Origin of the sequence: Microbacterium sp. ZW T5_56, assembly GCF_044987425.1 — a bacterium.
Taxonomy (GTDB): Bacteria; Actinomycetota; Actinomycetes; order Actinomycetales; family Microbacteriaceae; genus Microbacterium.
On the sequence record NZ_JBJDRI010000071.1, the window covers coordinates 1 to 1,806 of the forward strand.

Sequence of the window (1,806 nt, forward strand, 5' to 3'; positions counted from 1 at the left end):
TGGTGGATTCGGTTGATGGTGACCACGTTCTTGCGTGGGATGGCGGGACTGTCGTAGACACGATCGCGTACCAGAACCTCACGCCCGGTGTGGAGTACACCGTGACCGGTGAGCTGATGCTCAAGGGTGACGGCACCGCGACCGGTATCACGGGGACGACCACGTTCACGCCGACCGCGGCGGACGGGACCACGACGGTGACGTTCACGGTTCCTGCTGGTTTTGCCGGTGAGGTGTTGGTGGCGTACGAGACGCTGTTCGAGTCCGCGGATCTGGCCACTCCGGTGGCGGAGCACAAGGACTTGAACGATGCTGCTCAGACGGTGACGGTTGATGACCAGCCTCTGGTCCCGGCAATTGGCACGACGCTGGTGGATTCGGTTGATGGTGACCACGTTCTTGCGTGGGATGGCGGGACTGTCGTAGACACGATCGCGTACCAGAACCTCACGCCCGGTGTGGAGTACACCGTGACCGGTGAGCTGATGCTCAAGGGCGACGGCACCGCGACCGGTATCACGGGGACGACCACGTTCACGCCGACCGCGGCGGACGGGACCACGACGGTGACGTTCACGGTTCCTGCTGGTTATGCCGGTGAGGTGTTGGTGGCGTACGAGACGCTGTTCGAGTCTGCGGATCTGGCTACTCCGGTGGCGGAGCACAAGGACTTGAACGATGCTGCTCAGACGGTGACGGTTGATGACCAGCCTCTGGTCCCGGCAATTGGCACGACGCTGGTGGATTCCGCCGACGACGATCATGTGCTGGGTTGGAATGGTGGCACGGTGATCGACACGATCGCGTACCAGAACCTGACCCCGGGTGTGGAGTACACCGTGACCGGTGAGCTGATGCTGAAGGGTGACGGCACCGCAACGGGAATCACGGGGACGACCACGTTCACGCCGACCGCGGCGGACGGCACCACGACGGTGACGTTCACGGTTCCGGTTGGTTTCGGTGGCGAGGTTCTTGTGGCGTACGAGACGCTGTTCGAGTCTGCGGACATGGGCACGCCGATCGCGGAGCATAAGGACATCAACGACGCGGCTCAGACCGTGACGGTTGACACGCCTCCGACGGTGGAGGAGCCGGCGATCGGTACGTCTCTGGTGGATTCCGCCGACGATGACCACGTCCTTCCTGCGGGCGGCGGCACCCTGATCGACACGGTGGCGTTCCAGAATCTGACCGTCGGCACGGAGTACACCATCACCGGTGAACTCATGCTCCAGGGGAGCGGTGCGGCGACGGGTGTCATGGGCACCGTGACCTTCACGCCTCTGACTGCGGACGGGTCGATCGACGTCACCTTCAACGTTCCTGCCGGATTCTCCGGTGAGGCGCTGGTGGCGTACGAGTCGCTGTTCGAATCCGCTGACCTGAACACCGCGGTGGCTGTGCACAACGACATCAACGATGCCGCGCAGACGGTGACCGTGGAGGAGGCTCTTGCGCCCGCGATCGGCACCACGCTGGTGGACTCGGCTGACGACGATCATGTGCTGGGTTGGAATGGTGGCACGGTGATCGACACGATCGCGTACCAGAACCTCACGCCCGGTGTGGAGTACACCGTGACCGGTGAGCTGATGCTCAAGGGTGACGGCACCGCGACGGGAATCACCGGCACGACCACGTTCACCCCGACGGCTGCCGACGGCACCACGACGGTCACGTTCACGGTTCCGGTTGGCTTCGGTGGCGAGGTGCTTGTGGCCTACGAGACGCTGTTCGAGTCTGCTGACATGGGCACGCCGATCGCTGAGCATAAGGACATCAACGACGCGGCTCAGACCGTGA

Annotated in this window: 1 protein-coding gene; it reads left to right on the forward strand. The window is 63.6% G+C overall.

Annotation, left to right across the window (positions count from 1 at the left end):
* Nucleotides 1-1,806, forward strand: a 1,806-nt coding sequence (locus ACI3KU_RS18925; protein ID WP_404923885.1) for a VaFE repeat-containing surface-anchored protein, incomplete at both ends; no start/stop codon positions are given.